The 4208-nt window shown below is 71.6% G+C and carries 2 protein-coding genes and 1 tRNA gene; 2 read left to right on the plus strand and 1 reads right to left on the minus strand.

Annotated elements, in window-relative coordinates:
- The first annotated feature begins 465 nt into the window (after positions 1-465).
- Both G3I53_RS07205 and G3I53_RS07210 read left to right on the plus strand, forming a co-directional pair.
- Positions 466-2652, plus strand: coding sequence for a DEAD/DEAH box helicase (locus G3I53_RS07205; RefSeq protein ID WP_164438141.1), 2187 nt, complete (start codon positions 466-468; stop codon positions 2650-2652).
- 156 nt (positions 2653-2808) lie between these two features.
- A tRNA-Lys gene (locus G3I53_RS07210) sits at positions 2809-2881 on the plus strand.
- Positions 2882-2985: 104 nt separating this feature from the next.
- Here the strand turns inward: G3I53_RS07210 and G3I53_RS07215 are convergent.
- Positions 2986-3567, minus strand: a complete 582-nt coding sequence (locus G3I53_RS07215; RefSeq protein WP_164333583.1) for a hypothetical protein — start codon at positions 3565-3567, stop codon at positions 2986-2988.
- Positions 3568-4208 lie beyond the last annotated feature (641 nt).

Here is a 4208-nt window from a genome sequence, read left to right on the forward strand (position 1 = left end):
CGGCCCCCTGCCGCCCGCGCCCACCCGCTCCCCGGAGCCGCAGCCGACCCCTCCGCCGCCCGAGCCGTCCCAGCCGCCGGAGCCCACGGCCGCGGAACCCTCGTCGTCGGCGCACGAGCCGCCGGACACCCAGCTGGAGCAGCGGGAACCGGCACCGCGGGCCGGAGCACCCGCCTAGGGGCCGGCACGTGCCCGCGACCGTCGGATGGTGGACGTTCCGCGAGGTTGACGGGCTGACCTGGGGTTCCTTTCCGCAGGGGGGTACCGGTTTGCTTTCGGGGTCCCCGGGTGCGTATGATGGCAGATCGTTTGATCCTATTTGCCCGGCGCCACTGCAGAGCGCGCCGTGTGGCGCGTACTCTCCTTTGCCGTGGTGGACCGCATCGAGGCGGTCGTAATTGCGAAGCGCGAATCACGGAGTTGACGGGCGCGTGCCGAAGAGACTCCGGAAGGTTTCGCATTCGTATGCCCATCGCCAGTACTGATCACGTCGTCGTGCCCGAGAACGCCGAGGACCTCGGCACCCTCGCGAGCATCGAGGACACCGACACCGACGCCGGCACCGACGTCACGACCGACCCCGCCGACCAGGCCCCCGAGCTGACCTTCGCGGACCTCGGCCTGCCCGAGGGCGTCGTGCGCAAGCTGGCCCAGAACGGCGTGACCAGCCCCTTCCCCATCCAGGCCGCGACCATCCCGGACGCCCTGGCCGGCAAGGACATCCTCGGCCGGGGCCGCACCGGCTCCGGCAAGACCCTCTCCTTCGGACTGCCGACCCTGGCCACCCTGGCCGGCGGCCGCACCGAGAAGCACAAGCCGCGCGCCGTCATCCTGACGCCCACGCGTGAGCTGGCCATGCAGGTCGCCGACGCGCTCCAGCCCTACGGCGACGTCCTCAACCTGCGCATGAAGGTCGTCTGCGGCGGCACCTCCATGGGCAACCAGATCTACGCCCTGGAGCGCGGTGTCGACATCCTGGTCGCCACCCCGGGCCGCCTGCGCGACATCATCAACCGCGGCGCCTGCTCCCTGGAGAACGTGGAGATCGCCGTCCTCGACGAGGCCGACCAGATGTCCGACCTGGGCTTCCTGCCCGAGGTCACCGAACTCCTCGACCAGGTGCCCGCGGGCGGCCAGCGCATGCTGTTCTCCGCGACCATGGAGAACGAGATCAAGACCCTCGTCGACCGCTACCTCAAGGACCCGGTGTCCCACGAGGTCGACGCGGCGCAGGGCGCGGTCACGACCATGTCGCACCACATCCTCGTCGTGAAGCCCAAGGACAAGGCGCCGGTCACCGCGGCCATCGCGTCCCGCAAGGGCCGCACCATCATCTTCGTCCGCACCCAGCTCGGCGCCGACCGCGTCGCCGACCAGCTGCGCGAGGCGGGCGTGAAGGCGGACGCCCTGCACGGCGGCATGACGCAGGGCGCGCGGACCCGGACCCTGGCCGACTTCAAGGACGGCTACGTCAACGTCCTGGTCGCCACGGACGTCGCGGCCCGCGGCATCCACGTCGACGGCATCGACCTCGTCCTGAACGTCGACCCGGCCGGCGACCACAAGGACTACCTGCACCGTGCCGGCCGCACCGCGCGTGCCGGCCGCACCGGCACCGTCGTCTCCCTCTCCCTGCCGCACCAGCGGCGCCAGATCTTCCGGCTGATGGAGGACGCGGGCGTCGACGCCACGCGCCACATCATCCAGGGCGGCGCCGCCTTCGACCCGGAGGTCGCCGAGATCACCGGCGCCCGGTCCATGACCGAGGTGCAGGCGGAGTCCGCCGGCAACGCGGCGCAGCAGGCCGAGCGCGAGGTCGCCCAGCTCACCAAGGAGCTGGAGCGGGCCCAGCGGCGGGCGACGGAACTCCGCGAGGAGTCCGACCGGCTGCTCGCGCGGGCCGCGCGGGAGCGGGGCGAGGACCCGGAGGCCGCGGTCGCCGAGGCCGCCGCCCAGCTGTCGGCCGAGGCCGAGGTGGTCCTGCCGGAGCAGCCGACCGCACGCGACGTCGAGCGCACCGAGCGCGCCGAGCGCACCGAGCCGTCCGCCCCGTACGAGCGGCGCGAGCGCCGTGACGACCGGGGCGACCGTGGCGGCTTCCGCCGCGACGACCGCGGGGACCGGGGCGACCGTGGTGGCCGTTCCTTCGAGCGTCGTGACGACCGCGGTGGCTTCAACCGCGACCGTGACCGAGACCGGGGCGACCGTGGCGGCTTCCGCCGCGACGACCGCGGGGACCGGGGCGACCGTGGTGGCCGTTCCTTCGAGCGTCGTGACGACCGCGGCGGTTTCAACCGCGACCGTGACCGTGACCGCGGTGACCGTGGCGGCTTCCGCCGCGACGACCGCCCCGGCCGGTCCTTCGACCGTGACCGCGCGGACCGTGGTGGCCGTTCCTTCGAGCGTCGTGACGACCGCGGTGGCTTCAACCGCGACCGTGACCGTGACCGCGGTGACCGTGGCGGCTTCCGCCGCGACGACCGAGGCGGCCACCGCGGCAGCGACCGCCCCTACAACCGCGACCGCCAGGGCGACCGCCCCGGCTACCGCTCCAGCGGCCACGACCGCCCCTACGGCCGTCGTGACGACCACCGCAGCGGCGGTTCCTTCGGCCGCCGCGAGGACAAGCCGCGCTGGAAGCGCAACGGCTGACACGCCCCGCCCGGGCTGAACGCCGTGAGGGCCCGCACGACTTCGGTTGCGCGGGCCCTCCCGCTTTCCCGCGGTACATCTCACGCCCCGCCGGGGGCAATACCCGATCGGAGAGGTGCTCACGTCCCGCTATGCTCGGGGAGGCAACATCGCCAGGGGCCCTTAGCTCAATTGGCAGAGCAGTGGACTTTTAATCCATTGGTTGTGGGTTCGAGTCCCACAGGGCCTACCGGCACGGGGGAAGTACACACCCTCTGACCTGCTGCGCAGCGCCCGACCGGATCCCGGTCGGGCGCTGCGGCGCGTTCGGAGTGCTGCCTCCGGCGGATTTCATCAGCCCTCGGGCGCGCACCACGCCTTCCGCAGGCCCGGGAGGTAGGACCGCATGAACGCCTCGACACCGGCGTGGCGCCGGGCCAGGGCGTCCTTGCCCTCGACCTCGCTCAGGAGGTGGATGCTGAGCACCAGATGCGTGTATGGCCGCTCGGCCATCAACTCCTGTGGATGACCCGGCAGGGGCTTGCACTCCAGCCACACTTCCCCACCGTCGTCCGCCACGCCCGCGCTGACCACCTCGACACCGCCGCTCAGCGAGATGGGGCGGTAGTTCTTGTGGTCGTTGTACGCAGCCTCCTCCGTCTCGGCGCTGAACCCGGTGTCGCGCAGGATCTGCAGCTTGAGCGCCGCCGCGTCGTCGACGATCACCCGGCAGAGGTGGTAGCTGTAGTCGGTGGTCCGGTTCTGCCAGTACCTGGCGCTCTTCCCTTCGGGGAGCAGCGGCTTGAGGTCGGCCGCATCGGTCTTGATCCCGCACATCTGCCGGGGCAGGGAATAGTCCTGGCCCGGCTTGTCGCCCGAGCACGCGGTGACGAGGAGAGCGGCAGCGCCGAGGGCACCGAGGAGTCGGCGGTTCATGAGCCCTCACCTGTCAGGTCGTCAGCGGGAGTAAGACCGTACGGGCTCGCTGTCTTCCACAGTTCGGCGAGGGCAGGCACGGCCATAGCTGTCCCCCCGTGGTCCCTCGAATACCGGGTGCGCTGCCGCACCAACTTTCATACTAATCCGGGGAGTCCCGCCCTTCCCCAAAGCAACTGCTCCGGCCCAGCTGTCACGTTCGGCGGAGTGCGGTGTCCCGCTCAGGAGTGAACGCGGTGGTCCTCCGGTGGCTGGAAGGGGCCGTCGGCGGGGCGGACGGTGCCGGAGCGGCCGGAGTCGGGTGACGCGGTGGCTCGTGGCCAATGCTTTTTGCACGGCTGTGCATGTGCGACTTTCAGCCATGCACCCGATTAACTGGGACATATAGCTTTCGGGGTCTCGCAGGTCGGCCGGTGGGCTTCTGAGGCGCCGCCATGAGCACGGGAGAGAATCCTGCGCCAACGACTGAGCCGGCCGGCCGTGCAGCTGAGGTACCGCATGAGGAACGTCCGGAACATCCGGAACACCCCCGGCCGAGGGCGCGAGGGGCGCGGGACGCGTGCTCCGGTGGTGACCGCGGTCGTGGCGGTGGCCGCCGTCGCGGTGGGCGTCGCGGTGGCCGGGGGCGGGCCGGTGGAGCG

The organism is Streptomyces sp. SID14436 (assembly GCF_010548465.1).
Taxonomy (GTDB): Bacteria; Actinomycetota; Actinomycetes; order Streptomycetales; family Streptomycetaceae; genus Streptomyces.